Genomic DNA, 5,330 nt, shown 5'->3' with positions numbered 1-5,330 from the left:
CCCGGCGATTGTGTCCGTAAATGCGAAATGGCCACCCAGCGTTGGGTGGCCATTTCGTTAAAGGAAGTCCGGCGGTGTCCTACTCTCCCACAGGGTCCCCCCTGCAGTACCATCGGCGCTGAGAGGCTTAGCTTCCGGGTTCGGAATGTGACCGGGCGTTTCCCTCTCGCTATGGCCGCCGAAACACTATTGATGTGTTCGTAAACCAACAACGATTGTTTCATTGTTGTTGTTCTCGACCGTACATCGAGAACCACTCAGTGGACGCAAGCACCAAAAACAGGTGTGTTATCAAGTCATCGGCTTATTAGTACCGGTCAGCTTCACGTATTACTACGCTTCCACATCCGGCCTATCAACCCAGTAGTCTGGCTGGGAGCCTCTCACCCGAAGGTATGGAAGTCTCATCTTGAGGCCGGCTTCCCGCTTAGATGCTTTCAGCGGTTATCCATCCCGAACGTAGCTAATCAGCGGTGCTCCTGGCGGAACAACTGACACACCAGAGGTTCGTCCAACCCGGTCCTCTCGTACTAGGGTCAGATCCTCTCAAACTTCCTACGCGCGCAGCGGATAGGGACCGAACTGTCTCACGACGTTCTAAACCCAGCTCGCGTACCGCTTTAATGGGCGAACAGCCCAACCCTTGGGACCTACTCCAGCCCCAGGATGCGACGAGCCGACATCGAGGTGCCAAACCATGCCGTCGATATGGACTCTTGGGCAAGATCAGCCTGTTATCCCCGAGGTACCTTTTATCCGTTGAGCGACAGCGCTTCCACAAGCCACTGCCGGATCACTAGTCCCGACTTTCGTCCCTGCTCGACCTGTCAGTCTCACAGTCAAGCTCCCTTGTGCACTTACACTCGCCACCTGATTGCCAACCAGGTTGAGGGAACCTTTGGGCGCCTCCGTTACATTTTGGGAGGCAACCGCCCCAGTTAAACTACCCACCAGGCACTGTCCCTGAACCGGATCACGGTCCTAAGTTAGATATCCAGAGTGACCAGAGTGGTATTTCAACAATGACTCCACACTCACTGGCGTGAATGCTTCACCGTCTCCCACCTATCCTACACAAGCCACACCGAACACCAATACCAAGCTGTAGTAAAGGTCACGGGGTCTTTCCGTCCTGCTGCGCGTAACGAGCATCTTTACTCGTAATGCAATTTCGCCGAGTTCGCGGTTGAGACAGTTGGGAAGTCGTTACGCCATTCGTGCAGGTCGGAACTTACCCGACAAGGAATTTCGCTACCTTAGGATGGTTATAGTTACCACCGCCGTTTACTGGGGCTTAAATTCTCAGCTTCGCCTTGCGGCTAACCGGTCCTCTTAACCTTCCAGCACCGGGCAGGCGTCAGTCCGTATACATCGTCTTGCGACTTGGCACGGACCTGTGTTTTTAGTAAACAGTCGCTACCCACTAGTCTCTGCGGCCACCACACCCTTTCGGAGCAAGTCCTAATAAGTGGATGGCCCCCCTTCTCCCGAAGTTACGGGGGCATTTTGCCGAGTTCCTTAACCACGATTCTCTCGATCTCCTTGGTATTCTCTACCTGACCACCTGAGTCGGTTTGGGGTACGGGCGGCTTGAACCTCGCGTCGATGCTTTTCTCGGCAGCATAGGATCACCCACTTTTTATCCGCATCGTGTCTCAGCCTGCATGACTCCCGGATTTGCCTAAGAGTCGGCCTACGCACTTGCACCAGGACAACCATCGCCTGGCTTGGGCTACCTTCCTGCGTCACACCTGTTAATACGCTAGCCGCACCAGCATGGGGTCGAGCGTTCACACGGACGACCATCACCCCGAAGGGATCCGGAACATTCCGAGCTAGGACTCTTAGCACCACTGGATTGACTGGGGCGGTTCTTCGCCGGTACGGGAATATCAACCCGTTGTCCATCGACTACGCCTGTCGGCCTCGCCTTAGGTCCCGACTTACCCAGGGAAGATTAGCTTGACCCTGGAACCCTTGGTCTTTCGGAGGACGTGTTTCTCACACGTCTTTCGCTACTCATGCCTGCATTCTCACTCGTGTAGCGTCCACGGCTGGGTCACCCCGCCGCTTCACTCGCCACACGACGCTCTCCTACCCATCAACACGGCTGGACCACGAAGGCCTACCAAAAATGTCAATGCCACAACTTCGGTGGCGTGCTTGAGCCCCGTTACATTGTCGGCGCGGAATCACTTGACCAGTGAGCTATTACGCACTCTTTCAAGGGTGGCTGCTTCTAAGCCAACCTCCTGGTTGTCAGAGCAACTCCACATCCTTTCCCACTTAGCACGCGCTTAGGGACCTTAGTTGGTGGTCTGGGTTGTTTCCCTCTCGACTATGAAGCTTATCCCCCACAGTCTCACTGCTGCGCTCTCACTTACCGGCATTCGGAGTTTGGCTGACGTCAGTAACCTTGTAGGGCCCATCGGCCATCCAGTAGCTCTACCTCCGGCAAGAAACACGCAACGCTGCACCTAAATGCATTTCGGAGAGAACCAGCTATCACGAAGTTTGATTGGCCTTTCACCCCTATCCACAGCTCATCCCCTCAGTTTTCAACCTAAGTGGGTTCGGTCCTCCACGACGTCTTACCGTCGCTTCAACCTGGCCATGGATAGATCACTTCGCTTCGGGTCTAGGACACGCGACTCAATCGCCCTATTCAGACTCGCTTTCGCTACGGCTACCCCACACGGGTTAACCTCGCCACGTATCGCTAACTCGCAGGCTCATTCTTCAAAAGGCACGCTGTCACCCCTACTAAGGAGGCTCCAACGGTTTGTAAGCAAACGGTTTCAGGTACTATTTCACTCCCCTCCCGGGGTACTTTTCACCTTTCCCTCACGGTACTTGTCCGCTATCGGTCATCTGGGAGTATTTAGGCTTATCAGGTGGTCCTGACAGATTCACACGGGATTTCTCGGGCCCCGTGCTACTTGGGATACTCTTCACGCCAAGAACAAGCATTTCGACTACGGGGTTCGCACCCTCTATGACCGGCCATTCAAAACCGTTCGTCTATACCCTCTTGTCACGTCGACTGCTCGGCAGAACAATCCGAAAAGTCCCACAACCCCCCACACGCAACCCCTGCCGGGTATCACACGCATAAGGTTTAGCCTGATCCGGTTTCGCTCGCCACTACTCACGGAATCGCTGTTGCTTTCTCTTCCTGTGGGTACTGAGATGTTTCACTTCCCCACGTTCCCTCTACCCGCCCTATATATTCAGGCGGGAGTCACCAGGTACGCACGCGCCCTGGCGGGGTTTCCCCATTCGGACACCCTCGGATCAAAACTCGCTTATCAGTTCCCCGAGGCTTATCGCAGATTGCTACGTCCTTCTTCGGCTCCAGATGCCAAGGCATCCACCGTTTGCTCTTAAAGACTTGAAATCACATGAGTTGAATCGTCAAAAAATTGACTAATGATCTTTAAGATCATCTTCACCAAACACCCGAAGATGTTTGGAAGATGCTCGCGTCCACTGTGTAGTTCTCAAAGTACGGGCGGAACCCCCTCCACACCCACCAACCGGCAAGCACAAAAGAGGCCCAGAGGAACAAACACCAACCACAACCAGCCTTCCGACTAGCGCGATCAGCGCCCGGCCCCTCAGGACCCAACAGCGTGCACGCACCCACCCCTCCGACCCGAACCGTTCCCACAGCAAGCTGCGTACTAGATCCGAAACCATCGGCATGAGCACCTCGTCAAATGTTCCACCCATGAGCTACCAGCGAGACACATTCGGTCCCGACCTGGCGCCTGGACACCACAACATAAAAGCCGTGATGCCAGATGCTCCTTAGAAAGGAGGTGATCCAGCCGCACCTTCCGGTACGGCTACCTTGTTACGACTTAGTCCTAATTACCGATCCCACCTTCGACGGCTCCCTCCACAAGGGTTAGGCCACCGGCTTCAGGTGTTACCGACTTTCATGACTTGACGGGCGGTGTGTACAAGACCCGGGAACGTATTCACCGCAGCGTTGCTGATCTGCGATTACTAGCGACTCCGACTTCATGAGGTCGAGTTGCAGACCTCAATCCGAACTGGGACCGGCTTTTTGGGATTCGCTCCACCTCACGGTATTGCAGCCCTTTGTACCGGCCATTGTAGCATGCGTGAAGCCCAAGACATAAGGGGCATGATGATTTGACGTCATCCCCACCTTCCTCCGAGTTGACCCCGGCAGTATCCCATGAGTTCCCACCATTACGTGCTGGCAACATAGAACGAGGGTTGCGCTCGTTGCGGGACTTAACCCAACATCTCACGACACGAGCTGACGACAACCATGCACCACCTGTTCACCAGTGTCCAAAGAGTCCCGTATTTCTACGGTGTTCTGGTGTATGTCAAGCCTTGGTAAGGTTCTTCGCGTTGCATCGAATTAATCCGCATGCTCCGCCGCTTGTGCGGGTCCCCGTCAATTCCTTTGAGTTTTAGCCTTGCGGCCGTACTCCCCAGGCGGGGAACTTAATGCGTTAGCTGCGTCACGGAAACCGTGGAATGGTCCCCACAACTAGTTCCCAACGTTTACGGGGTGGACTACCAGGGTATCTAAGCCTGTTTGCTCCCCACCCTTTCGCTCCTCAGCGTCAGTTACGGCCCAGAGATCTGCCTTCGCCATCGGTGTTCCTCCTGATATCTGCGCATTCCACCGCTACACCAGGAATTCCAATCTCCCCTACCGCACTCTAGTCTGCCCGTACCCACTGCAGGCCCGAGGTTGAGCCTCGGGATTTCACAGCAGACGCGACAAACCGCCTACGAGCTCTTTACGCCCAATAATTCCGGATAACGCTTGCGCCCTACGTATTACCGCGGCTGCTGGCACGTAGTTAGCCGGCGCTTTTTCTGCAGGTACCGTCACTTTCGCTTCTTCCCTGCTAAAAGAGGTTTACAACCCGAAGGCCGTCATCCCTCACGCGGCGTTGCTGCATCAGGCTTGCGCCCATTGTGCAATATTCCCCACTGCTGCCTCCCGTAGGAGTCTGGGCCGTGTCTCAGTCCCAGTGTGGCCGGTCACCCTCTCAGGCCGGCTACCCGTCGACGCCTTGGTGAGCCATTACCTCACCAACAAGCTGATAGGCCGCGAGCCCATCCCAGACCGAAAAATCTTTCCAAACATGACCATGCGATCACGCCTCATATCCAGTATTAGACACCGTTTCCAGCGCTTATCCCAGAGTCCAGGGCAGGTTGCTCACGTGTTACTCACCCGTTCGCCACTGATCCACCAAGCAAGCTTGGCTTCACCGTTCGACTTGCATGTGTTAAGCACGCCGCCAGCGTTCATCCTGAGCCAGGATCAAACTCTC

Annotated in this window: 3 rRNA genes; all 3 read right to left on the bottom strand. The window is 55.1% G+C overall.

The features are described from left to right. Nucleotides 1-66: 66 nt before the first annotated feature. A 5S ribosomal RNA gene (rrf, locus tag AS029_RS16735) occupies nt 67-183 on the bottom strand. A 104-nt stretch (nt 184-287) separates the two neighbouring features. Beyond that, nucleotides 288-3,397 (bottom strand): 23S ribosomal RNA (locus AS029_RS16730). Between the two features lie 417 nt (nt 3,398-3,814). Then, nucleotides 3,815-5,329: ribosomal RNA gene (locus AS029_RS16725) — 16S ribosomal RNA — on the bottom strand. The 16S, 23S and 5S rRNA genes sit together here, the layout of an rRNA operon. Nucleotide 5,330 lies beyond the last annotated feature (1 nt).

Origin of the sequence: Microbacterium enclense (assembly GCF_001456955.1) — a bacterium.
Taxonomy (GTDB): Bacteria; Actinomycetota; Actinomycetes; order Actinomycetales; family Microbacteriaceae; genus Microbacterium; species Microbacterium enclense.
Note: the sequence above shows the minus strand (reverse complement) of the source record. Positions and strands in the feature narration are given on the sequence as shown.